We start from the raw sequence: 15,972 nt of genomic DNA, 5'->3' as shown, positions 1-15,972 counted from the left end.
ATCAGGACATGACGCGACTCCTCGCCCTGTCCCTTCTTCTGCTCGCCGCGTGCGCGAAGGAGCCCGACGCCGCCGCTCCCGCCGCGGGAAGCGGCCCCGTCGCATTGTTCATCGGCGACTCCCTCACCGCGGGCTACGGCGTCGAGCCGGAGGAGGCGTGGCCCGCGCTCGTCGGCGAGGCCTGGTCCCGCCGCGGCCTGAGCTGGCGCTCGCGCAACGCGGCCGTGTCGGGCTCGACGACCGCGGGCGCGCTCGAGGCGGCGCGCTGGGCGCTGACGCCGGACGTCAAGCTCGTCTTCGTCTGCATCGGCGGCAACGACGGCCTGCGCGGCACGCCGCTCGCCGAGACGAACCGCAACTTGAACGCGCTGATGGGCGAGCTCGGACGCGACGGCCGGACGGTCGTCCTGTCCGGCATGAAGATCCCCCCGAACTACGGCCGCGCCTACGCCGACGGCTTCGCGGCGCTGTTCCCGGCTCTGGCGAAGAGGCACGGCGTGCTCTTCATGCCGTTCCTCCTCGAGGGCGTCGCCGCCGAGCCCCGCTACAATCAGCCCGACGGCATCCACCCGAACCCCGAGGGCCACAAGGTCGTCGCCGCCTCGGTGCTCGCCTTCCTCGACTCGAAGGGGCTTCCCCGATGAGCGCGCCGATCCTGGAGCTGTCGGGCATCGCGAAGGACTTCGTCTCGGGAGACGAATCGCTGCGCGTGCTCGACGGCGTGGAGCTCGCGATCCGCCCCGGCGAGACGCTCGCCGTGACCGGCCCCAGCGGCTCGGGCAAGTCCACCTTGCTCGGGATCATGGCGGGGCTCGAGCGGCCGACCTTCGGCGCCGTCCGCCGCGACGGCGAGGACGCCTCGTCCTGGGACGAGGACCGCCTCGCCGGCTGGCGGCGCAGCCGCCTCGGCTTCGTGTTCCAGAGCTTCCGCCTCGTGCCCACCTTGACCGCCCTCGAGAACGCGTCGATGCCGCTCGAGCTCCTCGGCGCCGCGCCCGCCGAGGCCGAGGCGCGGGCGGCGTCCCTGCTTCAGGCGCTCGGGCTCGACGCCCGGCTCCGGCACCGCCCCTCCGCGCTGTCCGGCGGCGAGCAGCAGCGCGTAGCCCTCGCGCGGGCCTACGCGCACGGCCCCGCCTTGATCCTGGCCGACGAGCCGACGGGCAGCCTCGACCGCGCCACCGCGGAGAAGGTCCTGGCGGCCCTGCTCGACCTCAACGCGCGCTCGAAGACCGCGCTCGCGGTCGTCACGCACGATCCGACGGTGGCGGCCGCCCTCGGGCGCTCGGTGCGCCTGGAGCGGGGCCGGATCGTCCCTTGATCCGCCTGGGCCTCAGGCTCGCGGCGCGGCAGTGGACGCGCTTCGTCTTCTTCGCGGCGTGCCTGTCGCTCGGCACGGGCTTCCTCGTCGCGGTCGCCCATCTGCTCACCGCGGTGGACCGCGCCGTGGCCGTGCGGGCGCGGGAGCTGCTCGCCGGCGACGTCGAGGTCGGCTCGGGCCGGGACTTCGGCGCGAGAGAGAAGGCGGCGTTCGTCGCCGCGCTGACGGCGGGGCGGCGCGCGGCGCGCTCGGTCGCCTTCTCCTCGATGCTCACCCCCGGGAGCGGCGAGGCCCCGTTCCTCGTGTCGGTGAAATCCGTCGAGGCCGCCTATCCCCTGCGCGGCGAGCTGCGCACCGATCCGCCCGGAGGGACGGCCCTGCTCGCGGGCGGCGGCAAGTGCCTCGTGGAGAGGACCTTGACCCTCCAGCGGGAGCTCGAGCGCGGCGAGCGCGTGAGGCTCGGCGCGCTGACCTTGACGATCGCCGGCGTCATCGACCGCGAGCCCGACCGGGGCTTCGCCGCGTTCTCCTTCGCTCCGCGCCTCATGATCGCAGCGGAGGACCTGGAAAAGACGCGCCTGCTCGGCCTCGGCGCGCGCACGCGCTTCCGCTGGACGCTGGCGCTCGCCGACGGGGAGGAGCCCGTCGCCGGCTCGAAGGCCGTCAAGTCGGCGCTCGAGAAGGCCCTGCCCGAGCCGCATCTCTCGATCGAGTCCTACACCGAGGGCGAGCCGGCGATGCGCGACGGCCTGCGCCGTTCGGCGCTCTTCTTCACCGTCCTCTCGCTCGCGGCCCTGCTGCTGGGAGCGGCCGGCCTGCGCGCGGGCCTGCTCCTGTTCCTCGACTCGCAGGCCGAGACGATGGGGCTGCTGCGCTGCCTCGGCGCCTCGGCGGCGGAGGTCGAGCGCCTCTACGCGGCGCTCTGCGTCGGCGCGGGCCTCCTCGGCGGGCTGGGCGGGTCCCTCCTCGGCTGGGGCACGGCCGCCCTCGCGGCGGTCTGGTCGCCGCGCTTCGGCGTGGACCTGTCCGTGCCGCCGGACCCGGCCGCCTTCCTCGAGGCGCTGCTGCTCTCCGCCGCCCTCGCCTGGGGGCTGTCCGCCGCCCGCGTGCGCGCGCTCGCCGCGCGCTCCCCCCTCGACGCCCTGCGCGCGCCGCCCGGGGCCTCCCGCGGCCTCGTCGCCGCCGGCTGGGCCGCGGCCGCGGCGGCGGTGCTGCTCGCCGCCTGGCGCCGCTCGGGCTCGAACGAGGACGCGCTCAAGCTCACCGCCGCCCTCGCCGCCGGCGCGCTCGCCGTCGAGCTCCTCTCGCGCCTGGCCCTGCGCGCCGCGGCCCGGCTCGCGGAGAGAAGCTCCGCCCTCGGCGCCCCGCTGCCCCTGCGCCACGGCCTGCGCCGCCTCGCGCGCCGGCCCGGGCCCTCGCGCGTGATGCTCTTCACCCTGGCCGGAGGCTTCGCGATGCTCGCCGCGGTCGGCACCGCCCGCGAGGGCTTGAGCCGCGCCTTGGCCCCGTCCACGACCGAGGCGGCCGCGGACCTCTTCCTCGTGGACGTCCAGCCCGCCCAGCTCGAGGCGGCGCGGGCGGCCGCGGCGCGGCGCGCGCGCGGCGTCCCCGATTTTTCCCCCCTCGTCCGGGCCCGCCTCATCCTCGTCGACGGGCGGCCCGTCCGGCGCGGCGACCCGGCGAAGGCCGGCGACGCTGAGCGCGAGCGCGGCCGCCTGCGCGCGCGCGAGTACAACCTCACCTACGCCGACGCCCTCAATCCTTCGGAGAAGGTCGTCGCCGGCGAGTTCTGGCCGCCCGGGGAGGCCTCGGCTCAGGCCAGCGTCGAGAAAGGCTTCCTCGAGCGGGCGGGCCTCAAGCTGGGCTCGCGGCTGACCTTCGACGTGCAGGGGCGCGAGGTGACGGCGACGGTGACCTCCGTCCGCGAGGTGGAGTGGGCCGCGATGCGCCCGAATTTCTTCGTGACGCTGACGCCTCCCCTGCTGGCCGAGGCGCCCCGGACCTACATCGGCTCGCTGCGCTCGAAAAGCCCGGCCGACGCCGCGGCCTTGCGCGTCGACCTGGCGAGGAGCCTCGCCAACGTCTCCGTCATCGACGCGGGCTCGCTCCTCGAGCGGGTGCGCGAGACCCTGGACCTGCTGCTCGCCGCGATCGGGGCGCTCGCGGGCTTCTGCGTGCTGACCGGGGCCCTCGTCGTCGGAGGGCTCGTGGCGCTCGGCCGCGAGGAGCGCGCCGCCGACGCCGCGCTCGAGCGCGCGCTGGGCTGGACCGCGCGGGAGACCTTGGCCGCCGACGCGGCCGAGCTGGGCGCGCTCGGCGTCCTCGCCGGCCTCGCGGCCTCCGCGACCGCCGTCGGTCTCGGCTGGGCGGTCGCCCGGCGCCTGTCGGTGCCTTTCGCCGCCGACCCGCGCGAGGCCGCTTCGCTCTTCGCCGCCGCCGCGCTGCTGCCCGTCGCCGTGGGGCTCATCGCCGGCGCCTCGGGGCGCCGGGCGGCGGTGATGGACGCCCTGCGCCGGGATACCTGAAAGTCCCGGGTCCGTCATGGGCCGAACAGCCCGGACTGTGCTAGAATCGGCGCATGAAGAACCTTCTCCCCGCCTTCGCTTTGCTCCTCTCGCCGCTCGCCGCCTCCGCCGAGAACGGCGCCTTGCCCGCGTTCCGCTTCACCGGCGTCGCGGCGCTGCGCGCCGAAGGCTCCGCGATCGCCGCGCCGGCCCCGCGCCCGGCCGACGTCGTCACTAAGAGCCACATGCACATCCAGGCCGGCAAGGACGTCCTGTTCGGCTACGCCGAGACCCCGGAGCAGTTCGCCGAGGCTTCCTCTTATTGGGCCGAGGTCCTCGAGTCCGCCGGCATCCGACCCGGCGTCCCGGCCTACAAGGACGGGTTCTTCACGATCCCTTACCGCTCGTCCGACGGGCGCGTGATCCGCGATTTCATGGCCGAGCCCCGCCAGTTCCCGCCGAAGGACGAGGCCGGCCTGCGCGCGAACATGGCCCTCGCCGAGAAAGCCCTAGCCGCCGCGGGCCTGACTCCCGTCTCGGCGCGCGTGCTGAACCTCGAGTACGCCCTGCCCACCTACTCGATCCTCTACCTCGTCAAGCCCGAGGCGCTGCGCGAACGCGAGACGCAGATCCGCGTCCTCAAGCCCGGCGACGACATCGACGCGGGCCTGATCGAGGCCTCCGGCGTGACCGTCGTGCAGAAGCCCCAGCCGTGGCTGCTGGTCTACATCGGGCCCGAGCTCGGCTACGTCGGCCTGATCGCGAAGACGGCCGAGGACCTCGCCCTGCGGCTCGAGAAGCGCACGGCCATGCTCGTCGCCGCGGGCAAGCGCATCGTCGGGCACAAGCTCGTCGCGGTCGACCACCCCGAGTACAAGTTCGGCGCCGAACTGCTCTTCTTTCAGTAACGGATCAACCACAAAGACACGAAGACACGAAGAAAAACGGAAGGAGGGTCAACGTCGACGTAAACCTCCTCTCCGTTGCCGTTCTTCGTGTCTTTGTGTCTTTGTGGTGAAAACCCGGCTTTAATCGTCGGCGTGACGGCCGAGGGGCCCGCCTTCGAAGGCGTCGCGGTCGAGGGAGCGGGCCTTGCGCCGGGAGAGGCCGTACCAGGCCAGGGCGCAGACCGAGCACAGCGCCAGCCGGCCGGGCGTGACGCCCTTGAACAGAGCCGCCAGCGCGGCCACCGCGGCCACGGGCAGAAGGATCCAGCGCAGGCGTTCAAGCTTCATACGCGCCGCCAATCATAATATAGAATAGCCGCCTGATGGGCGATCCTTCCGCCGCCGCGGCGCCGGCCCCCTCCTCGAGCGAATTGATGGCCGTGCGCTACCAGCGCCTGGTCCTGCTCAATCGCATGTCCATCGCGCTGTTCGGCGACAAGCCGTTCGCCGAGGGCCTGACCGAGGCCTGCCACGCCGCGATGGCGCTGATGGGCGCGCAGTCGGTCGCCGTGCACTTCGCCGACGAGCGCGGCCTCCCCGTCCTCGCGTACCGCCACGGCGACAAGCGCCTCTCCGACGACGCCGCGCGCCGCGCGGAGGAGGAGCTGCTCGCGCTCGCCTTCGTCGAGAAGCGCATCGTGACGAGCGCCGCGGGCGGCCGCGCCTGGGAGGCCGCGCCGCTGCTGCGCCTGACCGCCGACGAGGCCCTCCTGACCGGCGGCGTCGTCTTCGGGCGCGTGCGGGCCGAGGCGCTCGACGCCGAGCGCGAGGGCGGCCTCGTCGAGATCGCGCGGCATCTGCGCAACGCGCGCATGATCCAGCAGACGCTCCAGAACCGGAAGATCTCCGCCGCGATCGTGGACCAGTCCTCCGAGGCGATCTTCGTGACCGATCTCGAGCAGAGGATCCTGACCTGGAACTCCGGGGCCGCCGGGCTCTTCCAGTGGCGCCTCGACGAGGTCCTCGGCCGCCACGGCGCCTTCCTCGTGCCGCCGGACCGCGCCGACGAGATCCGCCGCGTCATCGGGGAGGTCCTCGCCGAGGGCCGCAAGAACTCGGTCGAGACCGAGTGCCTGCGCAAGGACGGGACCTCCGTCGCGGTCGAAGGCTCGTTCACGCTCCTGAGGGACGACGCCGACGCGCCGTTCGCGATCGTCCGCGCCTACCGCGACATCACCAAGCGCAAGCAGGTCGAGCGCATGAAGGCGGAGTTCACCGCTTTGGTCAGCCACGAGCTGCGCACGCCGCTGACCGCCATCCGCGGCTTCGCCGAGACCCTGCGCGACTTCGGCGACGAGCTGGAGCCGGAGAAGCGGCGGCATTACCTGCAGATCATCCTCGACGAGGCCACGCGCCTGGCCCACATGGTCGGGGATTTCCTGGACATCGCCCGCCTCGAGGGCGGCGGCATCGAGATGGAGCTCACGGACGTGAAGACGGCGCCGCTCTTCGACCGGATCGCCCGCCTCTTCAAGGAGCATCCGTCCCGGCCGGTCTTCAAGCTCGAGGTCGGCCCGGGCGCGGAGTCCCTGCGCGGCGACGAGGAGCAGCTGTACCGCCTGTTCGTCAACCTCGCCGGCAACGCGCTGAAGTACACGCCCGTCGAGGGGACCGTGACGCTGAAGGCGGAGACGGCCGGGTCCGACGTGGAGCTGAGCGTCGAGGACCAGGGGCCGGGAGTCTCCAAAGAGGACCAGAAACGCCTGTTCGAGAAGTTCTACCGGGCGGGAGACGCCGTCACGCGCAAGACCCCGGGCACGGGCCTCGGCCTCGCCATCTGCAAGGGCATCGTCGAGTCGCACTCCGGGACCATCCGCATCGAGAGCGAGCCGGGCCGGGGGGCCCGCTTCATCGCCCGCCTGCCGAAGACGGGCCCGGCCGCCTAGGTCAGAGCGCGTCGGCCTCGGTCTTCTTCTCCGAGCAGGACGTCTCCTCCGGCCCGCAGGACTCGGAGACCTGCCCCGACCCGATCTCGGGCGGCTCCGAGCGCTTCTTCTTCTTCGCGGGAGCCTTCTTCTTGGCCTGCGGGTCCACGGGATCGCCGTTCTCGTTGAAGCGGTAGGTCGACGCGCCCTCCTCGGGCGAGCGGGACTTGTACTTGGACCGGTCGTAGTCGTAGCCCTTCTTCTTCGCCGGCTTCTTCTTGGCCTTGGGAGCGGGCTTGGCTTCCTCGTTCTGGATGGGGTCGTCCTCGGCGCGGACGAGGCCCGCGGTGGAGGCGAACGTGAAGGTCAAGGCGCCGAGAAGGAGCAGTCGTCGTGATGTCATGTTCTTAGTATAGCCTCCCGCCCCCCCTCTTTCAAGCGGCCCGCTCTCCCACGAGGGTCAGCTCCTCGCGGTCGTGGAACAGGTGGCGGACCCGCAGCAGCGAGCACCCGGGGCGAAGCTCCTCCGCGCGGCTCAGGACGCGCAGCGGGTCGTGGCGGCCGAACTTCAGGTTGACGACGAAGCGCCGGCACCAGCCCTCGTCGAGCCACCGGCCGAGCAGGTCCGCGATCCGGTCCGGGTCCTCGACCATATCGCAGAACAGCCAGTCGACGGCCCCGGGCGGCGCGTATTTAAAGGCGTCCTCCGCCTTGTGCGTGATGCCCGCGTGGAGCCCGCCGCCCTTGAGCGGGCCGTTGTCCACGGCGACGACGAGGGCGCCGCGCTTGGCCGCGCTGTAGCTCCAGCCGCCGGGGGCCGCGCCCAGGTCGACGACGGTCTCGCCCGCCTGCGGCTCGCGGCCGAGCAGGCCGTAGGCCTCCTCGACCTTCAGGTACGAGCGCGACGGCGCCTGGGGATCGTCGGCCATGCGCTTCTGGCCCCCGGCGACGGCGTCCCGGGAAACGAAGGCCTGGTCGAAGGTCGGCAGGTAGGCGAAAAAGCCGCGCGCGGGGCCGGCGGCAGGGCGCCCCTGGACCGCGAGCTTGGCCACTCGCGACATGCGGCCCTTGACGCGGGCGAAGGCCTCCTCGGCGGCGGTCTTGGCGCGGCGAGAGAGCCCGGGATCGCCCGCGGACTCGACGCAGAAAGGCCACGGCCCCTCGAAGCGCTCGTCCTTCGTGGACGTCGTGAAGAAATCGGCCATGGCGCCGGCCAAGGCGTTGAGGGACTTTCCCTCGACCGTCACGGGGGCCTTGAGCGAGAGATGCGCGAAGCACAGCTCTCCGGCGCCGTCCGGGCCGAGCACCCAGCCGGGGCCGGACCTCTCCACGGCGCCGCCGAGCTCCTTGATGAGGAAGGCCTCGTAGCCGGCCTGGCACAGGTGGAGCGTCATCGGCCCACGGCCCGGCGCCAGCGGTTGATCGCGACGCGCGCGCTCGCCAGGCCCACGGTGTCGTAGGCCTCGAGCGACTCGCGCAGGCGCTCGACCTCGCCGGTGCCTCTGAGCAGGAACGCGGTCCGCACCAGGGGCGCGGGATACCGGCGTCCGCCCAGGACCGCGTACGGCCCCTCCGGCGGGGCCTGCAGCGCGGCGATGTCCTTCGCGCGCAGGGCGTACAGGTCCTCGAGCTCGGCGAGGCGGGCGGCCCCGCGCGGCCACGCGGTTCCGGCCTCGATCGCCCAATAGAACCGCTGCGGGTCGGTCTCGAGGAGGTGCAGCAGCAGGCCCGCCCGGGAGAGCGCGTCGTCGGGGAGCCTCAGCACGGCCGTCTCCGAGGGCTCCCACGGGGTGCGGGGAGGGACCGCCGAGCGCTCGAGCGCCTCGCTGCGCGCTCCTCCCTCGCGCGCGGCCTTCGCCAGGCGCGCGCCGAACCCGACGGGATCCTCCGCGCCGCGCTCGACGGCGAACAGCAAGGTCCTCTGCCAGGCGGCCTGCTCCGCCTCGACGACGGGGATCGGGAAGGCGAGCAGGGCGCGCGCGGAGTTCAGCACGAGCAGGAGCTCGGCGTCCGTCTCGCCCGTCTCCGGAAGGCGGAGCGCGTCGAGCACGATCTCCGGCCGCGCGCCGCCGCGCAGGCCGATCGGGTCGGGCAGGCCCGAGCCGCGCACCTCGCGCCGCGGCACGCCGCGGGTCGCCGCGAACAGCCGCCGCGCGGCCGGGCTCGCCGACGCCAGCGACTCGAGCCGCGCGAGCTCCTTGGCCGTCTTGTCGGACGGCGCGACGTCCGGAGACCGCGCCGCGCCGGGAAGCGCCAGCAGGAGCGCCGCCGCCGCGAGGAGGAGGCGCATCAGCCGAACAGGTACTGCTTCATGCAGTACACGCTGCCGCCGGACTTCACGAACTCCGAGGTGTCCACCTCGACGACCTCCAGGCCCATCGCGCGCATGTGGCCCGCGGCCGCGTTGGCGCCCTTCTGGATGATCGCGGTCTTCGAGCGCCACACCGCCGCGTTGCAGGCCAGGCGGGAGACGGCGTCGGCCTCGGAGGAGGTCACGACGATGGGGAAGATCTTGAGGATCAGCTCGAGGCTCGCCGCGTCGAAGGCCGCGGGATAGATGAGCACGGTCTCCGGCGTCAGCGGGCAGAAGCAGGTGTCGAGGTGGTAGAAGCGCTCGTTGACGAGCTTGAGCTGGATGACGGGGGTCTTGAAGGCGTCGGCCACCTGCTCGAACATCCCGGGGTCGGTGCGGAAGCCGTGGCCGCCCCAGATCAGCCGCTTGCCGGGATGCCACACCGCGTCGCCGGAGCCCTCGAAGGTCTCGTGGCCGCCGGGCTTGGTGCGCGCGACGCGGTAGCCGTGCGCCTCGTACCAGGCCGCGAAAGCCTCCGTCTCCTTGCGGCGGGACGAATGCCTCATCGAGGAGATGAGCGCCACCTTCTCGCCGTCCGGGCGGGTCCCCGCCAGCGACGAGTTCGCGGCGAAGACCATGTCCTCGAGGCCGGGGGTGGCCGGGATGACGGACACGGGGCAGCCCGCGCGCTCGAAGGCGGCCTTGAGGTCCTCCCACTGCTTCTTGGCCTTGTCGATGTTCACGTCTCCGACGTGACGCGCCATGTACGGGTTCTTCACGGCGAGGACCTGGAAGTGGTCCGGCGGGCACATCAGCACGCCCGACGGCTCGGCCATCGGGGGGCAGTTCTTCAGCGAGAACCCCTTGAGGTCCCCGATGCTTCGGTAAAGGTTGGCGCTCATGCGAAATGCTCCTGGGTGAACCGTTCGGCCAGCTCTTCGGCCGTCATTTCCTCGGCGCGATCGGGAGAGCCGGCGCGGACGACGCGCACCCGCTCCTTCCCGATCCACGTCGCGCCCCACGCCTCGGTCTCCGAAACGCCGAGCGGGCCGGTGCGGTGAACGACCGGGATCAGCAGGAGAGGACGGCGGCGCGCGACGCGGCCGGCGAGCAGCCGGAACAGGCGGCGCCGCGACGGCGTCTCGCGCGTCATGTCGGAGGAAAGCTCGGCCAGGAGGGACTCGCGCGCGGCCTGGGGGACGCGGAGGCATTCGAGCTCCACGCGGGCGACGGACTCGGCGGTCTCCCCGGGAAGCAGGCCCGCGGCGGCGGTCATCAGCCACGCCTCGAGGAGCCGCCACGGCCCGCGCGGCAGCGGGATGTGCTCGACGGCGGTTTTCTCGAAGCGGGCGAAGGCGGCGTCGGCGCGCAGGCGCGCGAGCGCCTGAACGGGATCGGCGCGCAGCGGCCCGGCGGCGCGCGCGCGGCGCGCCCATTCGCGGACGCCGTACAGGACCCGCCCCGTCGCGGGCACGCCGCCCGAGAGCACCATCCCGACCTCTCCGCCCTCGGCCAAGGACCGGAACAGGCGGAAAGGCATGCGGTCCCAGCGGGTCCAGGGGGACATCAGCGGCCCGGGGTGCCCGCGGCCCAGCGCCAGGCGGTCGATGCCGACGTGATAGCTGCCCATGAAGCCCGCGTACAGGCCTTCCTCGAGGACGCTGATCGTGTCCAGCGCGAACGGGTCGATCGCGACGACGAGGCGCGGGCGGCAGGGGCGGCCGCGGACCTCGCGCAGGGCCATAGTCGCATGGCGCACGAGCTCGAAGTTGAGGTGGGCCAGGTCGCCCATCACGGGCGGGTGCGAGATCGCCGCGAGCAGAGCGGGGGCCAGCCCCGATTCCTTCTCCAGGCGCGCCGCCAGGGCGCGGGCGGCGGCGACGGCGGGCGCGCCGGGGTGGAAAGGGTAGTCTCGGCCGGCGGACAGCAGCAGGAACAGCCTGTTATGCAGGGAAACCGTCCAGTCGGCCGGGGCGAGCTCCATCAGCCCCGCGAGGACCATGCCCGCCGCGCGCGTCACGGGCTCCAGGAGGAGGCGCGAGAGCTCGGGCTTGGAGGGAAGGACCGTCTTGTCCTCTTCGAGGCGCAGCTCGTAGGCCTTCGTCACGACCCGCATCAGGTCCTGGGCGGTGCCGGTCCGCGCGGACGGATAGACGGGAGCCGGCCGCTTTCTGACGGCGTTTGGAGGCGGCATTCCCTCGCCGTATGACTCGGTCACGACGGGGATTCTACAAAAAAAATATGATAGCCTCTGGAAATGATCGCCATCGCGCTCGCCTCGATATTCGCGTTTTCCCCCGCCGTTCTCGCCGCCGCCCCGGCCAAGGGCTACGTCGTGAAGGCCGAAGGACCGAAGATCTGGCTCGACCTGACGGCCGCCGACGGCGCCGCTCCGGGCCGGGGCTTCCAGGTCTACACCGAAGGCGAGGACATCAAGCATCCCGTCACCGGCGAGCAGCTGGGCAAGGCCGAGAACAAGGTCGCCGAGGGCAAGATCGACGAGGTCGCGGAGAAATTGTCCATCGGCCGTCTCAACGACGGCGCCGCCGTCGCGCTCGCCGGCCAGCGCGCGCGCCTGAGCCCCATCGTCGCCGCTCCCGCCGCTCCCCCGGCGCCCGCCGCCGCTCGCCGTCCCGGCGAGGCCGAGCTGCGCGCTCCCCGCACCCGCGGGGCGTCCCTGCCCTTCGTCGTCACGGCCATGGCCGTCGCCGATTTCGACGGCTCCGGCAAGCCTCAGGTCGTCCTGTCCGACGAGAAGGCCTTCCGCCTCTACGACTACCCCGCCGCCGTCGACAAGGCGCTCGCGCACGGCGACATCCCCGGGACCGGCGCGCGCATCCTGTCGCTGGAGGCGGCCGACCTCGACAAGAACGGCAAGGCGGAGCTCTTCGTGTCGGTCTTCAACGAGCAGTTCCGCCGGCTCGAGACCTCGGTCTTCGCCTTGGACGCGGGCAAGTGGACCAAGGCCGCGGACCTCCCGTATCTCGTCCGCTCGCACCAGAACGCCAAGGGCGAGAAGATCGTCGCCGCCCAGCAGATCCAGGACGACAAGACCTTCCCCTTCGGCGCGGTCTACCCCCTCGCCTGGCAGGACGGCAAGTACTCCCAGGGCCGCCCGGCCCTCAACCCGAAGCGCGCCGACTGGCTGTACGGCTTCACCTACGCCCAGGTCGACGCCTCGGGCGAGCCCGCCGCCCTGTACCTGACCAGCGTCAACAGCCTGCGCGCCCAGTTCGCCAAGGGCCACTGGCGCTCCGCCGAGGGCTTCGGCCAGAGCCCGATCCGCGTGCGCTGGCACGAGAAGCTGCTCGAGTTCCACCCCCCCATGCTCGCGACCTATGATGACTCGGGCTTCGACAAGCTCTACATCATCCGCAACCTCGCCATGCTCGGCGGGCTGGCCAACCCCTTCGGCCTGTTCAACGGCGGCGAGCTGCACGCCAAGACCTGGACCGGCGTGGCCTTCGAGACCGCGTGGAAGGCGGAGCTCGGCGGCTCGTCCCCCGGCTTCGCGCTCGTCGAGCCCGAGGCCGGACGCAAGGAGCTCGTCGTCGCCGTCGCGGGCACGACCGGCAAGTCCGCGGTCTGGACCTTCGACCCTTAGATGAACAGCGGCCGCAAGATCCTGGTCGTCGACGACGACCCCTCGATCCGAGAGATCCTCTCCATCCAGCTGACCCGGCTCGGCTACCAGGTCACCACGGCGAGCGACGGCCTCGAGGCCGTGGAGGCCTTCAAGGCCGACGCGCCCGACGCGATCCTCATGGACCTCATGATGCCGCGCCTGGACGGCCTCGCCTCGTGCCAGCAGATCCGCGCCGTCGAGAAGAAGGCCGGCGCCAAGCGCACCCCCGTCCTCTTCCTCACCGCCCGCGACTCGACGCACGACAAGACCAGCGCCGCCCTGTCCGGCGGCGATGAATTCGTGCCCAAGCCCGTCAGCATACAGGAGCTGAGCGAACGGCTCGAGGCCGCCCTCCTCAAAAAGGGCAAGCCGTGAAGGCCGTCCTCCTCGCGCTGGCCCTCTCCGCCGCCCCGGCGGCCGCGGCGGGCTTCGGCAACGCCTCGATGGGGAGCAAGCCGTACGGCGTCCTTCTCCTGACGCCCGACTCCGGAGGCGGATTCAAGGCGCAGCTCACGCATATCCGCGCCGAGCTGCAGGGCGTCCCCCTCGACAGCGTGGAGACCTACAACGACGGCACCGCGGTCCAGCGCGCCCTCGACCGCCTCAAGGGCCAGCACGTCTCCAAGGTCGTCGCCATCCCGCTCGACCTCGTCTCCGAGTCCTCGGGCATGGACCACCTGCGCTACCTGTTCGGCATCCGCGAGCAGCCCTCGCAGGACCGCCCCGACGAGGCCCGCCCCGGCATGGCCCCGGTCCAGGGAAAGAACAAGAGCGCCTTGGTGGTCTTCACCGGACGCGGCCCTCGCCGCCTCAAGAGCGAGGCCGAGCTCGTCCTCACCGCGACGATCGACAAGTCCCCGGCCCTGGCCGACATCTTGGCCGACCGCGCGAAGGCCCTCGCCCGCGACCCCGCGAAGGAGGCCGTGATCCTCGTCGGCCTCGCTCCGCGCTCGGACAAGAGCCTCGAGACCTGGAAGACCGCCGCGACGGCGATCGCCGAATCCGTCCGGGTCAAAGGCGGCTTCCGCGAGGCCGCCGTCATCTGGGTCCGCGACGGCACCAAAGCCGGCCAGCAGGACAAGGACCGCGAGGAGAACAAGACCACGCTCCGCCGCCTCGTCACCGAAGGCGGCGCCGTCGCCGTGCCCCTCGCCATCGACGGCCGCCGCGTCGGCCGGCTCCTCCAGCGCCAGCTCGGCGCCTCCGGCTACCGCTGGAACGGCAAGGGCCTGCTCGGCGACCCGCGCCTGACCGAATGGATCGTCTCCATCTCCAAGGCCGCTTCCGCTCTCCCCGACGTCCGCCAGTACAAAGACAACTCAGGAGGATTCCGATGACCGACAAAACCACTCTCAACACCGAGCCGGTGAAGGTGCTCGACAAGGGCTTCGTGCGCCTGGTCGACTTCATGGGCGGCGACCAGGGCGTCGTCGACGCGGCGCGCGTCTCCTACGGCGGCGTCTCCAAAGGGGCCGAGGCGGATAAAAAACTCATCGCCTACCTCCTCAAGCACTCGCACATGACGCCGTTCGAGCACGCGGTGTTCAAGTTCCACGTCTCCGCCCCGATCTTCGTCGCGCGCCAGTGGTTCCGCCACCGCTTCGCCGCGTACAACGAGGTCTCCTTCCGGTACACCGAGGTGAAGGACTACTTCTACATGCCCGCGAAGTGGCGCGGCCAGGACAAGAAGAACAAGCAGGCGTCCAACACCGCCGTCGAGCTCGACCAGAAGACGCTCCACGACATGTTCGCCAAGCAGGTGGACGCCTCCCTCCAGACCTACAAGAAAATGATCGAGCACGGCGTCGCCCGCGAGATGGCCCGCATGGTCCTGCCCGTCAACCTCTACACCGAGTTCTACTGGACGGTCAACGCCCGCAGCCTGATGAACTTCGTGGCCCTGCGCGCCGACGCGCACGCCCAGCTCGAGATCCAGGCCTACGGCGAGGCGCTGGCCGCGCAGTTCAAGACCCTCATGCCCTGGACGTACGAGGCGTTCCTGCGCGACGGCTGGAAGGGAGAGAACCCCATCATCGCCGCCGAGAAGGCCGCCCTGCCGGCCCTTCAGACCGCCGCCAAGTAAAGCCGTGCCGCGGTACGAAGTCGTGCTGGTGCGTCCCGACATCGCCGGCAACACCGGCCAGATCGGGCGCTCCTGCATGGCGCTCGGCTGCCGCCTGCACCTCGTCCACCCGCTCGGCTACAAGATCACCGACGCGAACCTCAAGCGCGCGGGCCTCGACTACTGGCCGAACCTCGACCTCAGGCAGCACGACAGCGTGAAGGAGTGGCTCGCGAGCGTCGAGCCCGCGCGCGAGGTGTGGCTCTTGTCCACCAAGGCGGAGAAGGACTGGGACCCGTCCGAGGTCTCCGCGGGCGCCACGCTCGTCTTCGGCTCCGAGACCGGCGGCCTGCCCGACGAGGTCCACGCGCGCTGGCCCGGACGCGAGCGTAAGATCCCGATCGATCCGCGGGCGCGAAGCTTGAACCTGTCCGCGTGCGTGGCGATGACGCTGGGCAGCCTGATTCTCCGGAGGCGTTAGGGACATGTCATTCATCCCGCGGAGCATCGCCGCGGCTCTGCTCCTGGCGAGCTCCGCCGGACCGGCTTTCACGCTCGAACAGGCCGACCTGGACAAGCCCCTCACGGACTTCGCGACGAGCGCTCAAGGAGACTTCGTGGCCGTTTGCCGGGCGCTGCACACAGGGTGCGGCGTCGAAGTGATCGACGGCGTCGAATCGCTCGCTTCCAGGAACTCCCCCCTGCCGAGGTCAGGCCGCACGGCTCGGGAGATCCTCGACGAATACCTGGCCGGCAGGCCGCACGACGCGTGGTCGCTCGAGAACGGCGTCCTCAACCTCAGGCCGGCGACGGCGCCGACGCCGGACTGGCTCTCGAAAAAGATCGCCGCGGTGAACTTCCGTAAGACCGACGGCTATGAAGCCGCGTTGACGCTTCTGTACATGACCGGAGCCTCATTGGGCGTTCGGATGCGCAAGCAGCCGACACTCAAGCCGGTCGACCTGTCGCTGAAGAAGGTCACGGTCAGGCAGGCCCTCAACGCGCTCGCGAAGGCCGACGGCGAGTTCGTGTGGATCGTCGTCCACGCCAAACCCGCCCAGCCCTGGAAGCTCATCTTCCAGCCGATCTCCTTCCACGAAGAAAGCCCCGGGAACCTGAACGACGCGAACGCGGAATTCCTCAAAGTGACGGAGCGCCCGGTCAGATAACTATCGTCAACGACAGTTCCGGCGTCCGCCGGTCCCGCCATGATATTGGCGCTATGCCGCCCCCACCCGCGGCATATCACCGGCGAATATTCATCCACAAGCTGGATTTATCCTGATTTTCGCACTACACTGCCACCTATAGCCAGTATTCATTCCGGCGCTATACCGACCAACACAATCACGCGTTCG

At 71.5% G+C, this 15,972-nt stretch carries 17 protein-coding genes; 11 read left to right on the top strand and 6 right to left on the bottom strand.

The window, feature by feature from the left end; all coding sequences use genetic code 11:
• Positions 1-8 precede the first annotated feature (8 nt).
• Genes HYV14_07905 through HYV14_07890 form a run of 4 tightly spaced genes read left to right on the top strand, consistent with a single transcriptional unit; the run spans position 9 to position 4,730 of the window.
• A complete protein-coding gene (locus HYV14_07905; GenBank protein MBI2385923.1) occupies positions 9-644 on the top strand; it encodes an arylesterase in 636 nt (211 codons plus the stop codon).
• Positions 641-1,318 carry an ABC transporter ATP-binding protein gene (locus HYV14_07900; protein ID MBI2385922.1) on the top strand — a complete coding sequence of 226 codons (678 nt, stop codon included), beginning with the start codon at positions 641-643 and terminating at the stop codon, positions 1,316-1,318. Before HYV14_07905 ends, HYV14_07900 begins: the two co-directional genes overlap by 4 nt.
• Entirely contained in the window at positions 1,315-3,843 is a 2,529-nt protein-coding gene (locus HYV14_07895; protein ID MBI2385921.1) for a hypothetical protein, read from the top strand. The genes HYV14_07900 and HYV14_07895 overlap by 4 nt, the downstream gene beginning before the upstream one ends.
• Before the next feature lie 53 nt (positions 3,844-3,896).
• A complete protein-coding gene (locus tag HYV14_07890) occupies positions 3,897-4,730 on the top strand; it encodes a hypothetical protein (GenBank protein MBI2385920.1) in 834 nt (277 codons plus the stop codon).
• Positions 4,731-4,850: 120 nt separating this feature from the next.
• Here HYV14_07890 and HYV14_07885 read toward each other — a convergent pair whose 3' ends face one another.
• Entirely contained in the window at positions 4,851-5,057 is a 207-nt protein-coding gene (locus HYV14_07885; protein MBI2385919.1) for a hypothetical protein, read from the bottom strand.
• 35 nt (positions 5,058-5,092) lie between these two features.
• On the opposite strand from HYV14_07885, the gene HYV14_07880 reads away from it, so the two are divergent.
• Complete coding sequence (locus tag HYV14_07880) at positions 5,093-6,655, top strand: PAS domain S-box protein (GenBank protein ID MBI2385918.1); 1,563 nt, start codon at positions 5,093-5,095, stop codon at positions 6,653-6,655.
• Position 6,656: 1 nt separating this feature from the next.
• Here HYV14_07880 and HYV14_07875 read toward each other — a convergent pair whose 3' ends face one another.
• The 5 genes from HYV14_07875 to HYV14_07855 are packed head-to-tail and all read right to left on the bottom strand — an operon-like array spanning position 6,657 to position 11,145.
• Positions 6,657-7,037: a hypothetical protein gene (locus HYV14_07875; protein ID MBI2385917.1), complete on the bottom strand. Its 381-nt coding sequence runs from the start codon at positions 7,035-7,037 to the stop codon at positions 6,657-6,659.
• Positions 7,038-7,068: 31 nt separating this feature from the next.
• Positions 7,069-8,028: an rRNA methyltransferase gene (locus tag HYV14_07870; GenBank protein MBI2385916.1), complete on the bottom strand. Its 960-nt coding sequence runs from the start codon at positions 8,026-8,028 to the stop codon at positions 7,069-7,071.
• Positions 8,025-8,924 (bottom strand): hypothetical protein, encoded by a 900-nt coding sequence (locus HYV14_07865; GenBank protein ID MBI2385915.1) that lies wholly within the window; start codon positions 8,922-8,924, stop codon positions 8,025-8,027. Before HYV14_07865 ends, HYV14_07870 begins: the two co-directional genes overlap by 4 nt.
• Positions 8,924-9,829 (bottom strand): amidinotransferase, encoded by a 906-nt coding sequence (locus tag HYV14_07860; GenBank protein ID MBI2385914.1) that lies wholly within the window; start codon positions 9,827-9,829, stop codon positions 8,924-8,926. Before HYV14_07860 ends, HYV14_07865 begins: the two co-directional genes overlap by 1 nt.
• Positions 9,826-11,145, bottom strand: a complete 1,320-nt coding sequence (locus HYV14_07855; GenBank protein MBI2385913.1) for a hypothetical protein — start codon at positions 11,143-11,145, stop codon at positions 9,826-9,828. Before HYV14_07855 ends, HYV14_07860 begins: the two co-directional genes overlap by 4 nt.
• Before the next feature lie 39 nt (positions 11,146-11,184).
• Here HYV14_07855 and HYV14_07850 point away from each other — a divergent pair, with 39 nt between their 5' ends.
• The 6 genes from HYV14_07850 to HYV14_07825 are packed head-to-tail and all read left to right on the top strand — an operon-like array spanning position 11,185 to position 15,783.
• Positions 11,185-12,531 (top strand): VCBS repeat-containing protein, encoded by a 1,347-nt coding sequence (locus HYV14_07850; GenBank protein ID MBI2385912.1) that lies wholly within the window; start codon positions 11,185-11,187, stop codon positions 12,529-12,531.
• On the top strand, positions 12,532-12,927 hold the full coding sequence (locus HYV14_07845; GenBank protein MBI2385911.1) for a response regulator transcription factor: 396 nt from the start codon (positions 12,532-12,534) through the stop codon (positions 12,925-12,927).
• Entirely contained in the window at positions 12,924-13,889 is a 966-nt protein-coding gene (locus HYV14_07840) for a hypothetical protein (protein ID MBI2385910.1), read from the top strand. The genes HYV14_07845 and HYV14_07840 overlap by 4 nt, the downstream gene beginning before the upstream one ends.
• A complete protein-coding gene (locus HYV14_07835; protein ID MBI2385909.1) occupies positions 13,886-14,635 on the top strand; it encodes an FAD-dependent thymidylate synthase in 750 nt (249 codons plus the stop codon). The genes HYV14_07840 and HYV14_07835 overlap by 4 nt, the downstream gene beginning before the upstream one ends.
• 4 nt (positions 14,636-14,639) lie before the next feature.
• Positions 14,640-15,095 carry a tRNA (uridine(34)/cytosine(34)/5-carboxymethylaminomethyluridine(34)-2'-O)-methyltransferase TrmL gene (locus HYV14_07830; GenBank protein ID MBI2385908.1) on the top strand — a complete coding sequence of 152 codons (456 nt, stop codon included), beginning with the start codon at positions 14,640-14,642 and terminating at the stop codon, positions 15,093-15,095.
• Between the two features lie 4 nt (positions 15,096-15,099).
• Positions 15,100-15,783: a hypothetical protein gene (locus HYV14_07825; GenBank protein MBI2385907.1), complete on the top strand. Its 684-nt coding sequence runs from the start codon at positions 15,100-15,102 to the stop codon at positions 15,781-15,783.
• The last annotated feature ends 189 nt before the right edge of the window (positions 15,784-15,972 follow it).

Source organism: Elusimicrobiota bacterium (assembly GCA_016182905.1).
GTDB lineage: Bacteria > Elusimicrobiota > Elusimicrobia > UBA1565 > UBA9628 > GWA2-66-18.
This window is presented reverse-complemented; position numbering and strand designations above follow the sequence as displayed.

Bases quoted from the DNA above. Each gene is read 5' to 3' on its own strand.
- HYV14_07860 (MBI2385914.1), bottom strand. From the start codon at position 9,829: ATGAGCGCCAACCTTTACCGAAGCATCGGGGACCTCAAGGGGTTCTCG.
- HYV14_07870 (MBI2385916.1), bottom strand. From the start codon at position 8,028: ATGACGCTCCACCTGTGCCAGGCCGGCTACGAGGCCTTCCTCATCAAG.
- HYV14_07890 (MBI2385920.1), top strand. From the start codon at position 3,897: ATGAAGAACCTTCTCCCCGCCTTCGCTTTGCTCCTCTCGCCGCTCGCC.
- HYV14_07905 (MBI2385923.1), top strand. From the start codon at position 9: ATGACGCGACTCCTCGCCCTGTCCCTTCTTCTGCTCGCCGCGTGCGCG.
- HYV14_07865 (MBI2385915.1), bottom strand. From the start codon at position 8,924: ATGCGCCTCCTCCTCGCGGCGGCGGCGCTCCTGCTGGCGCTTCCCGGC.
- HYV14_07835 (MBI2385909.1), top strand. From the start codon at position 13,886: ATGACCGACAAAACCACTCTCAACACCGAGCCGGTGAAGGTGCTCGAC.
- HYV14_07880 (MBI2385918.1), top strand. From the start codon at position 5,093: ATGGGCGATCCTTCCGCCGCCGCGGCGCCGGCCCCCTCCTCGAGCGAA.
- HYV14_07850 (MBI2385912.1), top strand. From the start codon at position 11,185: ATGATCGCCATCGCGCTCGCCTCGATATTCGCGTTTTCCCCCGCCGTT.
- HYV14_07825 (MBI2385907.1), top strand. From the start codon at position 15,100: ATGTCATTCATCCCGCGGAGCATCGCCGCGGCTCTGCTCCTGGCGAGC.
- HYV14_07875 (MBI2385917.1), bottom strand. From the start codon at position 7,037: ATGACATCACGACGACTGCTCCTTCTCGGCGCCTTGACCTTCACGTTC.
- HYV14_07900 (MBI2385922.1), top strand. From the start codon at position 641: ATGAGCGCGCCGATCCTGGAGCTGTCGGGCATCGCGAAGGACTTCGTC.
- HYV14_07885 (MBI2385919.1), bottom strand. From the start codon at position 5,057: ATGAAGCTTGAACGCCTGCGCTGGATCCTTCTGCCCGTGGCCGCGGTG.
- HYV14_07845 (MBI2385911.1), top strand. From the start codon at position 12,532: ATGAACAGCGGCCGCAAGATCCTGGTCGTCGACGACGACCCCTCGATC.